The sequence below is a fragment of the Deltaproteobacteria bacterium genome, assembly GCA_019308905.1.
GTDB lineage: Bacteria > Desulfobacterota > BSN033 > WVXP01 > WVXP01 > JAFDHF01.
The window spans coordinates 15,921-34,409 of the sequence record JAFDHF010000026.1; the positions used below are offsets into that span (position 1 = coordinate 15,921).

The 18,489-nt window shown below is 57.2% G+C and carries 17 protein-coding genes; 11 read left to right on the forward strand and 6 right to left on the reverse strand.

All coding sequences use genetic code 11. The features are described 5' to 3' along the window. Positions 1-204: 204 nt before the first annotated feature. Positions 205-2,046 carry an NAD(P)H-dependent oxidoreductase gene (locus tag JRJ26_10095; GenBank protein ID MBW2057831.1) on the reverse strand — a complete coding sequence of 614 codons (1,842 nt, stop codon included), beginning with the start codon at positions 2,044-2,046 and terminating at the stop codon, positions 205-207. Positions 2,047-2,484: 438 nt separating this feature from the next. Between JRJ26_10095 and JRJ26_10100 the strand changes: the two genes are divergently transcribed. The 11 genes from JRJ26_10100 (at position 2,485) to JRJ26_10150 (ending at position 14,920) form a co-directional block, all read left to right on the forward strand. Further along, positions 2,485-3,735 (forward strand): amino acid ABC transporter substrate-binding protein, encoded by a 1,251-nt coding sequence (locus JRJ26_10100; protein MBW2057832.1) that lies wholly within the window; start codon positions 2,485-2,487, stop codon positions 3,733-3,735. A 263-nt stretch (positions 3,736-3,998) separates the two neighbouring features. Continuing rightward, positions 3,999-4,871, forward strand: a complete 873-nt coding sequence (locus tag JRJ26_10105) for a branched-chain amino acid ABC transporter permease (GenBank protein MBW2057833.1) — start codon at positions 3,999-4,001, stop codon at positions 4,869-4,871. Then, entirely contained in the window at positions 4,864-5,826 is a 963-nt protein-coding gene (locus JRJ26_10110; GenBank protein ID MBW2057834.1) for a branched-chain amino acid ABC transporter permease, read from the forward strand. The genes JRJ26_10105 and JRJ26_10110 overlap by 8 nt, the downstream gene beginning before the upstream one ends. A 55-nt stretch (positions 5,827-5,881) precedes the next feature. Next, the gene (locus JRJ26_10115) at positions 5,882-6,604 is read left to right on the forward strand and encodes an ABC transporter ATP-binding protein (protein MBW2057835.1); all 723 of its coding nucleotides are present in this window, start codon (positions 5,882-5,884) and stop codon (positions 6,602-6,604) included. Beyond that, positions 6,598-7,314 carry an ABC transporter ATP-binding protein gene (locus JRJ26_10120; protein MBW2057836.1) on the forward strand — a complete coding sequence of 239 codons (717 nt, stop codon included), beginning with the start codon at positions 6,598-6,600 and terminating at the stop codon, positions 7,312-7,314. Before JRJ26_10115 ends, JRJ26_10120 begins: the two co-directional genes overlap by 7 nt. A gap of 101 nt (positions 7,315-7,415) precedes the next feature. Further along, positions 7,416-8,084 carry a TonB family protein gene (locus JRJ26_10125; GenBank protein MBW2057837.1) on the forward strand — a complete coding sequence of 223 codons (669 nt, stop codon included), beginning with the start codon at positions 7,416-7,418 and terminating at the stop codon, positions 8,082-8,084. An 8-nt stretch (positions 8,085-8,092) separates the two neighbouring features. Then, positions 8,093-9,385 (forward strand): Tol-Pal system beta propeller repeat protein TolB, encoded by a 1,293-nt coding sequence (tolB, locus tag JRJ26_10130; GenBank protein MBW2057838.1) that lies wholly within the window; start codon positions 8,093-8,095, stop codon positions 9,383-9,385. A gap of 33 nt (positions 9,386-9,418) precedes the next feature. Next, positions 9,419-9,991: a peptidoglycan-associated lipoprotein Pal gene (gene pal / locus JRJ26_10135; protein MBW2057839.1), complete on the forward strand. Its 573-nt coding sequence runs from the start codon at positions 9,419-9,421 to the stop codon at positions 9,989-9,991. Positions 9,992-10,045: 54 nt separating this feature from the next. Further along, positions 10,046-10,927 carry a tol-pal system protein YbgF gene (gene ybgF / locus JRJ26_10140; protein MBW2057840.1) on the forward strand — a complete coding sequence of 294 codons (882 nt, stop codon included), beginning with the start codon at positions 10,046-10,048 and terminating at the stop codon, positions 10,925-10,927. Between the two features lie 270 nt (positions 10,928-11,197). Then, a complete protein-coding gene (locus tag JRJ26_10145) occupies positions 11,198-13,783 on the forward strand; it encodes a sigma 54-interacting transcriptional regulator (protein MBW2057841.1) in 2,586 nt (861 codons plus the stop codon). 405 nt (positions 13,784-14,188) lie between these two features. Continuing rightward, a complete protein-coding gene (locus JRJ26_10150) occupies positions 14,189-14,920 on the forward strand; it encodes a redox-sensing transcriptional repressor Rex (GenBank protein MBW2057842.1) in 732 nt (243 codons plus the stop codon). On the opposite strand, the gene gspN is transcribed toward JRJ26_10150, so the two are convergent. The 5 genes from gspN to rpsK are packed head-to-tail and all read right to left on the reverse strand — an operon-like array spanning position 14,804 to position 18,484. Then, positions 14,804-15,772, reverse strand: coding sequence for a type II secretion system protein GspN (gene gspN, locus JRJ26_10155; GenBank protein MBW2057843.1), 969 nt, complete (start codon positions 15,770-15,772; stop codon positions 14,804-14,806). The genes JRJ26_10150 and gspN overlap by 117 nt on opposite strands. A gap of 25 nt (positions 15,773-15,797) precedes the next feature. Then, complete coding sequence (gene rplQ, locus JRJ26_10160) at positions 15,798-16,394, reverse strand: 50S ribosomal protein L17 (GenBank protein ID MBW2057844.1); 597 nt, start codon at positions 16,392-16,394, stop codon at positions 15,798-15,800. Positions 16,395-16,400: 6 nt separating this feature from the next. Beyond that, positions 16,401-17,417 carry a DNA-directed RNA polymerase subunit alpha gene (locus tag JRJ26_10165; protein MBW2057845.1) on the reverse strand — a complete coding sequence of 339 codons (1,017 nt, stop codon included), beginning with the start codon at positions 17,415-17,417 and terminating at the stop codon, positions 16,401-16,403. Between the two features lie 32 nt (positions 17,418-17,449). Further along, a complete protein-coding gene (gene rpsD / locus JRJ26_10170; protein MBW2057846.1) occupies positions 17,450-18,076 on the reverse strand; it encodes a 30S ribosomal protein S4 in 627 nt (208 codons plus the stop codon). A gap of 15 nt (positions 18,077-18,091) precedes the next feature. Further along, a complete protein-coding gene (rpsK, locus tag JRJ26_10175; protein MBW2057847.1) occupies positions 18,092-18,484 on the reverse strand; it encodes a 30S ribosomal protein S11 in 393 nt (130 codons plus the stop codon). Between the last annotated feature and the right edge of the window lie 5 nt (positions 18,485-18,489).

The following is an 18,489-nucleotide window of genomic DNA, read 5'->3' on the forward strand; positions in this document are numbered from 1 at the left end:
TTTTAGACAAATAAAATTTCTTTCGTGCTATCTAAATCTATAAGTTCTATATGACTCTTTGTCAACCCTATCCCCACCGGACACCTGCCCCATTTCGAGCAAGCCCCCTGTTCCAGACCGAGATTGCGGAAGCATTGGGGCGCCCCCCGAGGCCGAGCAGGGGCCTTCCTGGGCGCGACCCCGGAGAAGGCGAACACCAGGCCGTCAGAACATCTCGGCCAGCTTGACCAGCAGGCCGATCTTGCCCTCGGCCTTGTACTTGCCACTGAAGTAAGCACTCCTGCCGTCAAGCTCGCCTCTGGCAATGGCAAGCCAGACATCACCAGGTGTCCTGACCGTTACGTCAGGCCTCTGGGCTGGACCGTCGTGATAGGTGCATCTGCCGTCGGCGATCACGAGGTGCGCCGTGAAATCCTCCGGGCCGCTCACTTCGAACTGGTAGACGGCCTCCAGTCCCCCTGCCGCCTCGGGTTTGAACCCAAGCGGCATCATTCGGAGTAGGTCCCTGCAGCTCTTGGCTGCATGCGGGCCGGAAGGGGATGAGGGCGAATCCTCCTTTTGCGAAGACATATGGCCCTCCTCCTTCTGCTTTGATATGAGGCCCCGGATCCAGGCCTTTCTCAGCTCAGGATCGTATGGGCCACGGGCAAAGCCCTGCCGAACATAGCTCTCAAAACCGTCGAAAAGACCCAGCTCCTGCCAGTGCCTGTAGTCCGCCTTCATGAACCCCCTGTGATCTCGCACGAGATTGCTCATGAACTGATAGAAGAGAAGGTCCCGGTCCGTGGCCGGGTAGCGGCGCTCCTCCTTCAGCGCCTTGGCCAAATCCCTGGCCAGATCCTCGGCACGAGCCGTTACCGCCTCTTTCCCCAGGAATTCTCCCGGCGCCACTGCGATGGCCGTGAGCGTGCCCACGGGGAAACCCCCGAAGACTCTGAGCAATCCGGCCAGATAATCGGCCACCGAGCTCTCACCCATGCCGGCGGAGACCGAGACGGCAAGGCCAGGCTTCCAGGTGGGGCGAGGCCTGTGGCCGAAAGCCAAGGACCGATCCAGGAAAGCCTTCATCTGGGCGGTTACGTGCATGAAATACACCGGTGAGGCGAGGATGATCCCCTTTGCCTCCAGGAGCTTTCCGACAATCCAGGCGTGATCATCCTGGTGCCAGCACTTCCCCTTCTCAAGGCAGCGGCCGCACCCCACACAGTACTCGATTCTATTGTCGGCCAGATGGATCACATCGAGCTCAAACCCCTCTGCCGAAAGCGGTTCCCGCAACATCTCGATCATCATGGAAGTGTTTCCAATCCCGGCATGGGGCGATCCGTTCACTGCAACCAGACTCGGTCTATCTGCCATGGTCTCCTCCTTGATCCGTAGTGGCTTGGATCCGAGAGTCGGATTCCGGCCCCCGCGTCCCTTTGCTCCGTCGGGCCCCATCGGCTCCAGGCCGAGTTTTCGCTGGTAGTAGTCCGGATAGTACCTGGTCAGAGGGAGCCCCACGCCCAAAAGCAAACCCAGGGGTATGGCGCCCCGGAAGAGAATCCCCCCCAAGGGGGTGTCGAGGGCCGGCAAGACGGCCGGAGCCAGAGCCGCAAGACCACAGGCGGCAAAAACCGTTGCCCAGGCCCAGGTAATGTGGAGATTGACCCGCCTGAAGATTTCTGTCTGCCAGACCTCTGGGGGGGTCCTCTTTCTGGCAAAGTGCTCCGTGAAGGGAGGGCGTCCGAGCAGAGGCGGTACGACAACGGTGACAAGCAAGACCGCGTAAAGAGAAACAAGGGGGTAGCCGGCCAGAATTACACCCAGGAAGCGAGGCCAAAGCCAGAAGCCAAAAGCGGCCAGGGCGATGTAGCCCAACATGGCCTTTTCTATGGCCGAAGCACGGTCCTTTCGCCTCAGTAGAAAGAAGAGAGGGACCATGAGCCCGAGAAAGACCAGGCTGACCTGTCGCATCATCCCCAGAGCGAAGTCATAAATCCCTCCTGCAGCCATATAGAGGACGATCACCGTGGTCAGCAGGACAGCCGAAATTCGGTCTCTCAAGATCTCCTCCTTCCCCACTCGATCTGTTCTCCCAGATGTCGCGGATCATCCCTCGCAGACTCTTTCTGTATCATCCCCTATATGGACCGGAGACTCAAGGGGTTATTCTCAAAACATTCCCCCTTTTGGGGCAAGGGAGAGGGACTGCCCGCCCGTGGAGTCCGAAAAAGTCCACCCCGCCTGCCTAGAAAGGGCGACGAGGTTGCACCCTTTCAAAGAGAGAAACAGGCACAAGGTTAACGACTTGCGAGAACATTCATCGAAAAGTGGAAAGACCTAGGAGTCAGATCCCTTGACAAGCCCTCCAATATCCTCCAAATTTTGAGGACGGGATAGGAGGGAGAGGAAGGAGGGGGAGGCAGCGTGGCTTCCTGCCGCTTTCTGGTCCATTGATTGTCCCGACCTCTATCTGAGAGAATCAAGAAGGGAGAGAAAGCAGTGAAGCAGAGAAGGATCAGAGGATTTCTGGTGGGCAGTATGGTTACGGCGATTCTGGCCACGTCATGGACCGGGTACCCGCGAGGGGCTCTGGCAGCCGAAAAATTCAGAATCGGCTTTGCCGTCGCCCTCACTGGAATCTTCGGCAAGGCGGGTGCCATGGTAAGGGATGCTTATCAGGTCTGGGCCCGGAAGGTGAACGGCGAGGGAGGAATCCTGGTCAGAGGGAATCGATACCCTGTAGAACTCGTTTTCTACGACGACCAGAGCACCCCCTCAACCAGCGCGAAACTCGTTGAGAAACTGATCACCGACGACCGCGTGGACCTCTTGTTGGGAGGATACGGCAGCAGTCAGGTCTTTGCCGCCAGCGCCGTCGCCGAGAAATACAGGTATCCCATGATCAGCGGCGGCGCCTCGTCGAACAAGCTCTTCGAAAGGGGCTTTAGGTACTATTTTTCGACCCTCGGCAAGGCCACCGAGGAGGTCAAAGGGTGTGTGGATATCGTCCAGGCCATGAAACCCAGACCGCTGACAGCGGCCATTGTGGGCGCTGATATCCTTTTCACTTCCCTCGCCTGTGAGGGATACAGAAAATACGCCCCTCCCAACGGACTCCGGGTGATACACTACGAACTCTTCCCGCTCAGCCTGACCGACTACAATTCCATGCTGATAAAGGTGAAACATAAGGCCCCTGACGTCCTTCTTGTGGGGTCTCATCTCATGGTGGCCATAAAGACCATGAAGGCTCTCAAGGAGATAGATTTCTCTCCAAGACTCGTGGCCTTCAGCTACGGCCCGACCGTTCCTGACTTTGTAAAACAGCTCGGCAGGGATGCCGAGTACGCCGTGGCCGCCTCTGAATGGACCCCGAATCTCCCTTACCGGGGGCCGGTCTTCGGTACGGCCGGGGAATTCAACAAACTCTACACCGACCTCTACGGCCGTGCTCCGGACTATGTCGAGGCAGCCGCTTCTGCTGCCGCCGTGGTCCAGCAGATTGCCCTTCAGAACCTCGGAATCACTCCACCTGTTAGAGACAGGGACCGGGTTGGCCTCATGGAGGAACTCTACAGGATGGACGTGGAGACCTTCTACGGTCGTGTCCGGTTCGGGCAGGACGGGGCCAACGTCGCCCATCCGCCGGTGGCCATACAGATACAGGACGGCAGACGGGTCACCGTATTTCCTGCAGAAGTGGCAGAGGCGCCGCCGAGACTTCCCTTCAAGCCGTGGAAGGAGAGGTAGCCCCTTCCTGAGAGGATTCGGCCGTTTCGCTCGTTCGACGGGCCTCAATTGTTCGAGCCGTTCAAGCGCTTTGCTTGTTCTACCGGCTTCGCCTTTGTTCGACATGTAAAACATGGAGGCTTAGCAGGCCTCGGGTTGAGCGAGATCCGGACTCGGGTTCGACGTTTTGAACAACCCGAACGATTTGAACATCCTCGATCCGAACCAAGTCGAAGGCAGGCGAACCAGAGTAACCTGCAAGGACGTTTAACAGGACGGTGCCCATGGGAACTCTAATCGGTCAGGCCCTTGTTAACGGAATCCTGCTAGGGGGAATCTACGCTGCCTTTTCCGCGGGTTTCTCGTTGATCTTCGGCGTCATGGGTGTGGTAAACCTGGCCCACGGGGAGCTTGTCATGGTGGGGGCCTTCATAACTTACTGGATATTCTATCTCTTCGGCTTCGACCCCTTTCTGACGATCCCCGTCTCCTTTGCAGTCCTCTTCGCACTGGGATATCTTCTCCAGCGCTTCATCATCAACAGGGTCATCGAAGAGCCTCCCATCATGTCCTACCTTGTCACCTTCGGCATCCATTTGGTGATTGCAAACGTGGCGCTTCTCTGGTGGACGGCCGACTTCAGGACCGTGACATCGAGTTATTCGGGTATCAATTTCAGCGTGGCCGGCCTCGTTGTTCCTTGCGGCCGGCTGGCGACCTTCGGCATCGCCCTGGTGATGGTGGGGCTGCTCTACTGTCTCGTCCACAAGACCGATATGGGCCGGGCAATCCAAGCCACGGCCCAGGACAAGCAGATGGCACGGCTCGTGGGGATCGACGTTGCCAGGGTCTATGCCATGACCTTCGGTCTTGGAGCAGGGATCACGGGACTTTCCGGATCTCTGGTCTCCACCTACTTCGTCATCTTCCCCTTCATGGGTATGGAGTACACCCTCATCGCCTTCTGCGTAGTCGTGCTGGGAGGGATGGGCTATATCCCCGGTGCCCTGATCGGAGGAATGATACTGGGTGTGCTCCAGTCCTTCACGGCGACGTTTTTGAGTGCTGGGCTCTCTATGGCTTTGACTTTCGTCGTGCTCTTCGCCGCACTGGTTGTCAGGCCTGCGGGGATTGTAGGCAGGGGAATCGTTGAGTAAAGGGATTGCCATGGGTAGAATCGATTGGAGACTCCATGCTTTGTCCGGGGCTGCACTCCTCTTTCTGGCTCTGCTTCCCCGTTTCTGGGGGTCCGGATACGCTCTCCGGCTCCTGACCCTGGTCTTCATGTGGATCGCCCTGTCCGGATGTTGGAACCTCATGTCAGGCTACACGGGCTATATCGATTTCGGCCCTGTGGCTTACTTCGGCATCGGCTGTTATACAACCGCCATTCTCATGACCAGATGCGGAATCCCCTTCTGTGCCAGCATCCCCATGAGCGCCCTTGCTGCGGCATCGATCGCCCTCCCCATCGGCGCCGCCACCCTCAGGCTGCGGGGAGCCTACTTCGCCATCGCCACCTTCGCCTTTGCAGAGGCTATGAAGCAGATCCTCCTCGAAATGGATCGCCTCCTGGGGATCGACTCTTTCGGCGGGAGCCACGGGATCACTCTTCCCCTCGGTCCGACCAACCTCTTTTTCTACTACTCCATGTTCGCGGCCGCACTGGCTACCATGGGGGTGACTCTCTGGGTCGAGTATTCAAAATTCGGATATGCCCTCAGGGCCATCCGCCAGGCAGAGGATACGGCGGAGATAACCGGAATCAACACCCGGGCCATAAAGATCAGGGCGTACGGAACCAGCGCCTTTCTTCTCGGAGGCATCGGGGGGATCTATGCGTACTGGATAACCTACATTACACCTCAGGATGTTTTCAGTGTGCATATTACCGTCCATATGGTCATCATGACGCTTCTGGGCGGCATGGGGACCCTCTTCGGCCCCGTGGTGGGAGCCTTCTTCTTGACGATCGTCGAGGAGACCCTCTGGGCCAGATTCATCTATGCATACATGGTGCTCATTGGAGCGATCATCCTGGCGATCGTCATGTTCATGCCCCAGGGCATCATGGGGACCTTGAAGAGCTTGTCTCGTCACGCCAGGTCTTGACGGAAGGATCCGGCTTCCCTGTCTGGATCGTGTGTCTCCGGTGAGGAGGATCTTCATGAAGATTCTCGAGGGTAAAGGGGTCACCAAGTCCTTTGGAGCACTGAGAGCGGTCGATCGTGTGGACTTCTCCCTCCAGGAGGGGGAGATCCTCGGTATGATCGGCCCCAACGGCGCCGGTAAGACGACGCTCTTCAACGTCATTGCGGGGGTGTATCCACCGAGTGAGGGGCAGATCTCCTACAGGGGCGAGGTGATCTCTGGAAAGAAGGCCCACGAGATCTGTCGTCTGGGTATTGCCAAGACCTCCCAGATCACACGGCCCTTCTATGCAATGTCGGTGCTGGAAAACGTTGCCATGGGAGGGCTTTACGGCAAGGGCCTCTCCCTCCGGGAAGCCCGAAAAGAGGCCGAGGAGATTCTCGACTTTGTGGGTCTCAAAAAGGCAAGACACGGCCTGCCCGGCTCGATCACCGTGGCCGACAGGAGAAGGATGGAACTGGCTCGGGTCCTGGCAACCGGGGCAGGAATCATCCTTCTCGACGAAAACATGGCAGGACTCACCCCTACCGAGGTCGAGGAAGCCCTCGACCTGCTGAGGGAGATCCACCGTCGAGGACGAACCCTGATAGTGGTTGAACACGTCATGAGAGCGGTCATGGGGATCTCTGATCGGGTCATGGTCCTCGACCACGGAGAGAAGATCGCCGATGGACCTCCCCAGGCCGTGGCACGAGACGAAAGGGTCATAGAGGCCTATCTGGGTACAAAGGCATGTTGAGCGTGAGAAACATAAAGGTCTTCTACGGGGATGTTCAGGTCCTTTGGGATGTCTCCCTCGAGGTGAAACAGGGGGAGATCGTGACCGTCATCGGCCCCAATGGAGCGGGAAAGTCGACCCTTGTCTACACTATCGTCAATCTGGTCCGCCCGGCTCCCGGGGAGGATGGATCCGGAGTCTACTTCAGGGGCAGACCTCTGTGGGGACTCTCCCCGGAAGAGACGGTCAACCTGGGGATAGCCGTGGTACCGGAAGGTTCTAGAATATTCCCTGATATGTCCGTACTGGACAACCTGAAAATAGGCTCCTGGAACAGAGAGGCGAGGAGGCAGAGGGAGGAATCCCTTGAGGAGGTATTCGACCTCTTTCCCAGCCTCGAGCAGAGAAGGGACCAGAAGGCGAAAACCCTCAGCGGGGGGGAACGACAGATGCTCGCCTTTGGTAGGGCCCTCATGGCACGGCCTGACCTGCTCCTCCTCGATGAGCCCTCTCTCGGGCTCGAGCCGATGCTGGTCGCCAGGATCTTCGAGGCCATCAGGAAGATCAACCAAGGGGGGGTCACCATTCTGCTGGTGGAACAGAAGGTCTATTTCTCCCTCCAGATCAGCCACCGTGGTTACGTGATGGAAAACGGCAGAATCGTCATGAAGGGGGAGAGCAGGGATCTCATGGGAAACGACCACGTCAGGAAGGCCTATCTGGCCATGTAGGGTTGACTGAACCCCTCCTCCCCGGTACATTGATTGCATGGGGGAAGATCTCTTTTCAGACGGAGCGGCAGCCGAAGGGCGCCCGTTGAAAGCCGGGTCACATGAAGATCATTCATAAGGCACTGGGCATTTCGCTTCTGATCCACCTTGTGGCTATCGTCTCCCTGATGGTTTTCTCTCTCTTGTCAGCGAAGGAACACTATACGCCTGTATACCAAGTCTCTTTGCTGGTCCAGAAAGAACCCGAGCCGAAAAGGCCTGCCGTGGAGGTTGACAAGAAGAAACCCCTCCCCCGTAAACCCTCTAAGCCCAAAAAGAAGACGGCTTCTCAGGCGAAGAGGCCCAAGAAACCCCGGGTGACAGAGAAGCAGCCCCCGAGGAAGGCACCCAGGGTGAGCGTTCAGAGGGCAATCGATGCGATAAAGAAGAAGATGGCTTCCCGTGAGAGGATCCAGGAGGAGAAACCGAAGGCTTCGAGAATCATCGAGGCCAAGAGAAACGCTTACTTCGATACGATTGCCAGCCACATCCAGGCCAACTGGAGCCTCCTCAAGAACCAGATGGAAGATGTCGGGATTCTGACGACGGACATCGGCCTTCAAATCCTCAGGGATGGGAGGATCTCCAAGATCGTCATCGAAAAACCCTCGGGCAACGCCCTGTTTGACGAATATGCGGTGCGGGCCGTAAAACGGTCTACTCCCCTGCCCCCCTTCCCCAAAGAGTTGAAGGAGAGCAGACTGGAGGTCACCATCGGCCTGAGTTCGTAGGAGTGTAAATGAGAAGAGGTCTTTTGATCCTTGTCCTGGCCTCCATGTTGGGCCTTCCCAACACGGCACTAGGCAAGGTTTACATCGACATCGGAAGCCCGACTTTCCGTCCTTTTCCAATAGCCATCACGGAGTTCGAGGATCTGTCACCCCTTTCCAGTAACATGGCACGATCGATTCACGCCGTTCTTCTTAACGATTTGACAATATCCGGGCTGTTTGAAATAATCGAGCCTGATGACTTCCCACAACTTCGGGCCAAGCAGCGGTTCTCCGAGCAAGACTACCGCGACTGGCTCGCCACCGGAGCGGAAGCCCTCGTTTGGGGTACGGTCCTCCGGGAGGGCGACCGGATAAACGTCCACTTCTCCTTTCTCGACCTTATCGAAAGAACCCTGACCACCGGCCGTTACCGGGGATACGCTGGGGGAGTTCGAAAGATAGTCCATCGAATGGGGAACGACATAATCGCCCAGGTTACCGGTGAAAGGGGGGTCCTGGAGACAAAAATCGCCTATGTTTCCAGGCCTACGGGAAACAAGGAGATCCACACCATCGATTTCGACGGCCGGAACCCGACTCAGATAACCGCCAACGGGTCGATCAATCTTTCCCCGGCATGGTCGCCGGGCGGAAGAATCATCGCCTTCACCTGCTTCAAGCGGAGAAACCCGGACCTCTACCTTATCGACGTGGCCGAAAGAAGGCAACGTCTGTTTCTCGGCGCTGCGGGGTTGAATGCAGCACCCGCCTGGTCTCCCGACGGCAGCAGGCTTGCCCTCATGATGAGAAAGGGACAAAGCTCAGACATCTTCCTGGTCAACCGGGACGGATCTAATCTTGTCCGGGTGACCTATACGAGCTATAATGAGGCTTCTCCCACGTGGTCCCCCGACGGCAAGAAACTCGCCTTTGTCTCCGATCGGACAGGGAGCCCTCAGATCTACGTGATGGACCTCGCCTCAAAGAAGACGGTTCGACTCACCTACAACGGCACCTACAATGCCTCTCCTGACTGGTCTCCCCGGGGAGACCGCATTGCCTACTGCGGCAGACTCGACGGTGGATTCGACATCCTCACCATAAGGCCGGACGGCTCGCAGAACCTCATGCTCACCTCGGGGGCAGGAAGCAACGAAGACCCGGTGTGGTCACCTGATGGGCGTTATATCGCCTTCAGTTCAACCAGGTTGGGAAATCCCCACCTCTTTGTCATGAACGCCAACGGCACCAACCAGCGGCAACTCACCCGGAACCAAGGAGGAGAGACACAGCCCAGCTGGTCTCCCAGGATGGAGTAGGCAAAGGGGACGAACCCGGAAGGAGGAAAGAGAATGCCGAAGCGAATCGCAGTTTCTCTTGTCTTGATAGGCCTTACCGCCTTTCTATTTACAGGTTGCCGAAAGGGGGCTATCATAGAGCCAGGACCGGAGGGGGCAGGACAAGGCGAAGAGGTCGTAAAGGAAGAGAAACCCCCCGGAGAGACCGAGGCCGCGAGGGAACAGGAGCAGATCGAGGCCAGCCTCGAAACCAAGACCTATCCAGGCATTGAAGGCGAGGTCCTCGAGAGTTCCATGCTCCACGATATCCACTTCGCCTTCGACCGTTACGACCTCTCACCCGAAGCGAGGGGGATACTGGCCAAGAACGCCGAGTTTATCCTCAAGTTCCCCCGGGCAAAAATCCAGATAGAGGGCCATTGTGACGAGAGAGGCACCAACGAGTACAACCTGGCCCTGGGCGAACGGCGGGCCCTGAGCGCGAAGAAGTACCTCGTCTCTCTGGGTGTTCCGGCCCATCGGCTCGCAACGATCAGCTACGGAGAGGAGCTTCCCATCGACCCGCGACACAACGAGGAGGCCTGGGCAAAGAACCGGAGGGCCCATTTCGTGATTCTTTCCAGGTGAGGCAACCGGGGCGGAGGCATCGCCTCGGTTCCGAACCCACGTGAGAGGTGTGAGGTGGAACGGCACAGTCTATCTCTTCCCTTACTGTTTCTATCCACCCTGCTGTTCTTGCTGAGTGGATGTGTCTCTCAAGATGCGAAGTATATCAGAAGGGATATCAACACCCTCCAGAAGCAGATCGATTCCCTTCAAGAGGAGATCAGGGCCCAGAGGACCCCTGTATCGCCCCAGCCGGCAGCAGCGTTCCAAGCCCGCAAGGCCCAAGCAGATGTCGAGGTCGAGCTGGAAAACCTGAAGAGGGATCTGATCAGCATGAGGGCGGGCATCGAGGACAACCAGAACCTCGTGGCGAGGATATCGAAGAGGCTCGATGACTTCGAGAAGGACTTCGAGATGAAGATCAGCGCCATGGAGGCGAAGCTCGATCAGTTGGCGGTTGCCGCCGAGGCGGCCGGAGAAACCCCGGCACAGCCTCCTCCCCCTTCCCAAGAGGCCGAACCCCTTCCGGCTGTCCAGGCGAAGCAACCCTTACCCTCTGAAGGCCTACCCGGCAAGGCGTCTCCGGATGTGGAAAAGAGGTATCAGGAGGCATATCAGGCCTTCAAGGAGGGAAATCTCGACGAGGCGAAAAAACTCTTTCTCTCTTTTCTGAAAGACCACCCCGACACTCCTCTGTCGGACAACGCCCAGTTCTGGATCGGAGAAATAGCGTATAGGAGACACCAGTACGAGGCTGCGATTCTCGCCTACGAAGAGGTAATCAAGAAGCATCCGGACAGCAACAAGCTGCCGGACGCGATCCTCAAGCAGGGGCTCGCCTTTCTCGAGCTGGGTGACCGAATCGATGCCAGGATCATCCTGCAAGACCTGGTCAAGAAGTACCCCAAAACCGAACAGGCCGAAATCGCAAGGAAAAAGCTAAAGACGCTGAAGTAGCGGGGTCGGCTATCCGGGCTTGCCGCCTCGATTTTGCACCGGAGGTCTTCTCGCCTCGCGGCGGGATATCCCTTTCGGAGATCAGAGAACCGTCTCGGCGCCGGCACCCTCTTCGCCTGCAGCCGCCTGCGTGTTCTCCCCCCGCCTTTTCGATCGTACAGGCCTGCCCTGGAGAGGGGGTGATGGAGTAGGATATAATTTAGAGGATCCTGCTCGGGGTCGGATCGGGCGGTTCTCCGGCCTCCGAAACCCGGAAAGGAAGAAGGCCCTTTGTACGAGGAAACCCATCAGATAAGCCGGTTCTTGAAAACCGTTCCTCTCTTCAGTTCTCTGTCCGACGAGGCAAGGGAGAAGATCTCCTCCCGATTTCTCCTCGAGGAGATACCCAAGGGACTCACCATTACCGAGAAAGATATTCCCGTGGCGTGCCTCTATGTGGTCAGGTCCGGTCGGGTCCAGGCCTTGGAGATCAACGAGGAGGGAGCAGAAACCTCCCTGGGCGAGTATCTCCCTGGTGACTACTTCGGGGAAATGTCTCTCCTCACGGGCGAACCGAGCGCCGTCACCACAAGGGCCATGGAGAAGACGGAGGTTCTCGTTCTCTTCAAGATGCATTTCGATGAGGTTCTACGGGATAATCCATCATTGAACCGATACTTCATCGACCTGCTCTCCGAAAGGCTCCGGAGCGTGAGGGAACAGGTTGAGACCGCCAGGGGCAAGGAGATAGCCTTCAACTGGTTCCTCCATCACGAACAGGAGTTTCAGTACAGCGAGCTCGTCGGCCCTTCGAGAAAGATGCGGGAGGTCTTCGAGTTCATCGACAGGACCGCATCCAACAACCGGCCCGTTCTGATCCAGGGGGAGCACGGCACGGGCAAGGAACTCGTGGCGAGAAACATCCACAAGAAGAGCCCGAGAAGGGACGAGGCCTTTATTCCCGTCCTCTGCGAAAACATCCATGAGGAAGCATGGGGATCTGAACTCTTCGGCCACGAGAGGGGAGCCATCCCCTCAGCCACGGCTCGACGGCTCGGCTACGTGGAACTCGCCCATAAGGGTACCCTCCTGCTTAAGAACGTAGACCGCCTGCCCAGGGACAGCCAACGGATGCTCGCCGACTTCATCTTCAGTGGAGAGTTCCGCCGCCTCGGCGGGGAGGAAGTCGTCAGGGTCGATGTGAGAGTGATTGCAACCTCGGAGAAAGACCTGGCCCGGATGGTCCGGAGCGGCCGGTTCTACAGGGAACTCCATGAGATCCTGTCAGAGAACGCCATCGAGCTCCCCCCCTTGAGGGATCACAAGAAGGACATCCCGGCCCTGGTCGATCATCTCGTCACCAAGACCGCCAAACGCAACAAGGCTCGACCCAAATCGGTGACTCCCGAGGCCATGAACAGGCTCCTGAGCTACGACTATCCCGGCAACGTGGCCGAGCTGGAGAACGTGGTGGAGCGTGCCTTCGCCCTCGCTCCCGGTGACACCATCGACACAGACCAGATCTATCTCGGGCCCCCGCGACATGCCCAGACGGCCCGGTACAACCTTCTCAGAAACAGATTCGTCTGGGCTTACTTCCAGAGTAAGGTCTACCCATTTGCCGTGCGATTTCTAACCGTCGCTTTCTTTGCCGGAATCTTTTACTCTCTCTTTCTTGGAAGGCAGGACGGCCATGGGAATCTCGGAAACCTCCTGGTCCTTTCCGTATGGTGGCCTTCCCTCTTTCTCTTCTGCTTTTTCGCAGCACGGAGCTGGTGCGCCATATGCCCTATCGGTGCCGTATCCGGGTCCATCCAGCATTTCGTCAGCCTTCGGCTTCCCCTTCCCCGTTTCTTCAAGAAGACGGAACTCTGGATCCCTGCCCTGCTTTTCGCGGTGATCCTGTGGCTCGAACGGGTGACCAATGCCCATTCCTTTCCCAGATCAACCGGATACGTGCTTCTCGCCATCACCGGGGGAGCCGTAGTCATGAGCCTTTTCTTCGACCGGAAGGTCTGGTGCCGCTATGTCTGTGCCCTGGGAAACATGTGCGGAATCTACGCGATGTCCTCCATTCTCGAGGTGAGGGCCAACCCAGATGTCTGTCTAAACCAGTGCACCACTCATGAGTGCTTTAAGGGTGGCAGAGTGGACGGGTGCCCCATGTTCAGACACGCCCTTTTTCTCGAGGATAACCAGAGCTGCCGGGTGTGCACATACTGCGTCAAGAACTGCCCCCATCGAGCCGTCCACATAAATCTCAGGCCCCCGGGTCAGGAACTCTGGACGGTTGAGAAGCCCATCTCCGGCCAGGCTTTCTTTTCGATCCTTTTGGCCATGCTAGTCTTTGCCGTTGTCCTCCCGGACCTACCCGGATTCCAATCTTCAATGGGACGCCTTTTCCCTCTACTTCCGGCCTGGGAGATGGCCCCCTTCACCGTCCTGATGATCGCCGTCGTGGTGGTCTCCCTGATCGTGCTCTGGGGAGCACGGCTCATTTCCCGGCCCGGCCGGAGGAGAGAACCGGCCTCCTTTCTGCGATACCTATTCGCCTTCATCCCCCTGGCCCTGTGCGGCCATTTCGCCAACCAACTCCGCTACCTTCCCGGCGTAAACAGCCTCTCCATCGAGCTCGTCCGCCACACCCAAGAAGGCGTCTTTCTCTTTGCCCGGTTCAACATCATCTGGCCCCTGCAGATCGTGATCGTCTTCCTGGGCATCTTCTGGTCCTTTCTCGTGATCTACAAGAACCTCCGCCGCGACAAGAGGGAGGAAAGATCGTACGGGACAGGCCTCGCCCTTTACATGACCGGCCTGATCGGGGCCTACAGTGTGGCCCTCGTCTCCACCTTCATGGCACTCGGAAGGGCGCTCTGATCCATTCTCTCCCTCGTTTTCGAAGGAGATCCCACGTTTGCTCTTTGTTCCAGAGTGAGACGGAGCAACCCCTGAGGTCGAGCAGACCCCCTTGCGAGCCCAGCCGAGTGGGAAGATCCGACTTCAGAGCCGGAAGTGGGAACGGAGCCCCTCGATAATCCAGGAATATCCATAAGAATCAAGGAGTTTAAAGAGATGCGCCTCGAAAGGGCGGGGGGGCCTCTCGTTTTCCGGGTTGCAGGAACGGATAAAACATGGTTATAATGGCTCCCCAAAAAGGTAAGGTCATGGCTCTGCCCTGGTTTGATGGAAGAGTTGGATCCCGCCAGAGATAGGGCCGCAGGGGAATGAGCCTCGAATCAGAAGGCTTTTTTTTGGGACTCCTCTTGTGAAGGGAGGCACAAATTGAAGTTTCTGAAAGTCCCCGAAGCTACGATCAGAAGGTTGTCGCGCTATTCCCGATGTCTCGACCACCTGATTCAGAACGGCCAGAAAGTCGTCTCCTCGGCTCAGCTCGCCGCCCAATGCGGGGTGAATGCAGCGCAGGTCCGAAAGGATCTTGCCTACTTCGGCGAGTTCGGAATCCGGGGGGTGGGATACTACGCCACAGAACTCATGCACGACATCAAACAGATCCTCGGTCTGGACAAGGAATGGAGGATGGCCATCGTGGGAATCGGAAACCTCGGTTCCTCCCTCCTCATGTACAAGGATTTCCTCAAGCAGAACTATAAAATCGCAGCGGCCTTCGACATAGATCCGCCCAGGGTCATCGGAAGGGTGTCGGAGAAGCTCGGAAAACCGATCGAGATTCTCCACCCTGACCGGATGAAGGAGATCGCCAGGGAGAGGGGTATCCAAATCGGCATTATCACCACACCGGCCTCGGAAGCCCAGAAAGTGGCAGACCAGATGGTTGAGGCTGAAATAAGGGGGATCCTCAACTTTGCGCCGGCTCAGATCCGCGTGCCCGAAGGTTTCATCGTGAAGAGCGTCTTCTTCACCACCGTTCTCGACAACCTAGCCTACCTCCTTTCGAGCAGCAACGCCCTCACAAGAAGACGCCCTGCCGGCACAAATCCATCCGGCAAAGGCATGGGCGAGAATCCGTCCAAACAGGGAACCGGGGAGGGCTGATTTGACCTGCAAGACGCGAGGAACCTCGAGGGTCCCACCGATTTTGAGGGCGAGGATCCCGGACCTGCCGGCCAGGCCCCGATAGATTGCACGGATCGCCGGAAAACGGTCGGCCAGGCCTTCTGAAAGACCGATCTCCAGGCGGCACGCCAGCCTGCTTCTCGGCAGGGGATTCTGCAACAGGATCTCTCCTGTGAGCCTTCCTTTGAGGTCCTTCCCCTTGACGGTGACCTCCTTCACATCGAGCTTCCCCTCGCTTAGACTCACTTTTCCCTGGATGCTTCCCAAATCCAGAGCCGGCACCGAGCCACCGAAGACCGTGAGGTTCTCGATCCTTGTCTTGACGAGTCCGAACCGGGAGTCTCCGCTGACCCCAAGGGCATTCTTCTGCCAGGAAACCGTGCCGCCGGTGGTACAGCTCAAAGACGCGCCCCCTGTTCTGGGAAGAGACAGTCCGTCCACCCTTATCCCCTTCAACTCCAGATGTCCTTGAAGTCCCCTTCTCTCAACGAGCAGCTTGACGCGAAAGGTCCCGCCCATGACGGTCCCCTGGGAGGTAAAGCAAAGCCTGCCTGCAAATAGCGATAGGGGATGGAACCGGATAGTCCAGTCTCTGATCTCAAAAGGAGGGAATGTTCCCTTAGGAGGGTGCGTCACCTCGACCCTGGCCCAGCGGATGCCGAACAGATCCCTCTCGGTCTCCGAGGGCCGAGTCACCAGTGAGGTTTGCTCTTCCAGGGTGTGTAGGATCCTTCCGCCGAGAGCCCTGTATGGAAAAAAGAGATAGAAAAAGAAAAGAAAGCACCCAAGACCCCAGAAGACGTATGCTATCCATCCCACCCATCTCGCCATTCGGATCTATCCCGGTCCTTCCTCATCACTCAGGGGACCCGGTACTCTCCTTCTTTTGCTTGGCTGAGCCTCTTCTCTTTCCTTTGCGTTTCTCCTCAGGTAGCCCCCTCTCCTCGGAGGACTCGCCCTGAGTTGCTGCTTTGTTCTTCCCTTTGCCTTGGGCTCTCTTTTCCTTCGACTTCTCCCCCTTTGCCTTGGTGGAAGGGGCCTTTCCCTTCTTGGCAGGAGCCTTGTCGGCCCCTTTCTTTTCCCTCTTTCCCGGAGCCGCAGGTTCGGTAAGCATAACCATGGAAACGGGTGCAGCGTCTCCGAGTCTCTTCCCCAACTTTACGATCCGCGTGAATCCACTCCCTCTATCCCGGAAGCGAGGACCGATCTCCGAAAAGAGTTTCTTCACCACCCCTTTATCGGTAAGAACCGCCAAGGCCTGCCTCCGGGCGTGGAGGTCTCCGTCGATGGCCAAACGGATAACCCGCTCGGCCAGCCTTCTCACCTCTTTGGCCTTGGCCAGGGTCGTCTGGATCTTCTCATGATCCAGAAGAGATGTAACCATGTTTCTCATCATCATCTGGCGATGACTCGAAGTACGACTTAGTTTTCTTCCGTCTTTTCTATGTCTCATTTTTTCTCATGAATCAGAGGGGTTCCCCTCTTTCCCGGTTTCTCTCGGCCTGGGCGGAAAATTCTCCAGCTTCATACCCAGACTCAGGTTCATTTCGTCGAGGATCTCCTTGATCTCGTTGAGCGACTTCCGGCCGAAGTTCTTGGTGGCCAGGATCTCTTGTTCTGTCTTCTGAACCAGTTCACCGATGAGCCTTATGTCGGCATGCTTGAGGCAGTTGGCCGAGCGAACCGACAACTCCAGCTCGTCCACGCTCTTGAAGAGATTCTCATTGAGTTTCTCAGACTGTTTCTCGTCTTCCAAATCGCCTGACTCTTCGCCCTCCTCGAAATTGATGAAGATGCTCAGTTGATCCTGCAGGATCTTTGCCGCAATGGATACGGCATCTTCAGGAGAGACGCTCCCGTTGGTCCAAACCTCCAGGGTCAGTTTATCGTAATCGGTTATCTGTCCCACCCTGGCATTGGTCACGGTGTAATTGACCCGCCTCACAGGGGAGAAGATGGCATCCATCGGTATGGTACCTATGGGCTGGTCCTCCTCCTTGTTGCGTTCCGCTGGAACGTAGCCTTTGCCCGCCTTGATGACCATCTCCATGTTCAGGTCGGCGTCAGCCGAAGCTGTGGCGATCCGATGGTCGGGGTTGAGGATCTCCACGTCGCTATCGCAGGTGATATCCCTCGCGGTGATGATTCCCTCCCCCTTTGCCTTGAGGTGGGCGGTCTTTGGGCCGGGCCCGTGAAGCTTGATCATCACGCCTTTCAGGTTGAGAATGATCTCGGTCACATCCTCTTTAATCCCGGGAATGGTCGAAAACTCGTGGAGTACGCCGTCTATCCTCACAGAGACGATTGCCGCCCCCTGCAACGACGAAAGGAGGATACGGCGCAGGGAATTCCCTATCGTCGTTCCGAATCCTCTTTCAAACGGCTCGGCGATGAACTTGGCGTAAAAAGGTGTGGAATCCTCCTTTTCGACCTCCATCTTTTTGGGCTTGATCAGTGCCTTCCAATTCCTCTGCATCATTTCTCCCCACCCGCAAAAAGCTTTCGATTCTATTTGGAATACAGCTCCACGATGAGCTGCTCCTGAATCGGCATGGTCAGTTCCTCTCTCATCGGCAAGGCCTTGATCCTGCCGGTGAAGTGGTTCTTGTCGAGTTCAAGCCAGCTCGGGATTCCCCGCCGGGCCACCGATTCCATGGCCTCCTGAATCCGAGCCACCTTGCGGCTCTTTTCCCTCACCTCGATGACGTCGTCAGGGCTGGTGAGATAGGATGGAATGTTTACCTTCTTCTTGTTGACGAGAAAGTGGTTCTGCCGGACAAGCATTCGGGCTTCGTTCCGGGAACTGGCGAATCCCAGTCGATACACCATGTTATCGAGTCGTCTTTCCAAGAGAGTCAGCAGGTTCTCCCCGGTAACTCCCCTCTGCCGGTCAGCCTTCTCAAAATAACCCCGGAACTGCTTCTCCTGGAGGCCGTACATCCGCTTCACCTTCTGTTTTTCCCGAAGTTGAACGGCAAAGGGCGAGAATTTCCCCCTTCTCTGGCCGTGTTGTCCTGGTGGATAGTTCCTTCTCTCCACACTACACTTGTCAGAGTAGCATCGATCTCCCTTGAGAAAGAGCTTCATACCCTCTCTCCGGCAGAGCCGGCAGACCGAGCCCGTATACCTGGCCAAGGCGTTTCCTCCTCTCTAAACACGCCTCCTCTTGGGAGGTCGGCAGCCGTTGTGGGGAATCGGTGTCACATCTTTTATCAGATTGACCTTGAGCCCTGCTGCCTGTAGGGACCTGAGGGCGGACTCTCGACCCGCTCCCGGGCCCTTGACATAGACATCGATGAACTTCATGCCATGGTCCATGGCCTTCCTGGCCGCATCCTCGGCAGCCAATTGGGCCGCAAAGGGGGTGCTCTTCCTGGAACCCTTGAATCCTCTCGCCCCGGCACTCGACCAGGAAATCACGTTGCCGCTTGTATCGGTGATGGCCACTATCGTGTTGTTAAAGGTCGCCTGAATGTGGGCAATCCCGTTGGGGATATTCTTCTTGACCTTCTTCTTTGTCCCCTTGCCTCGCTGTTTCGCCATAGTCG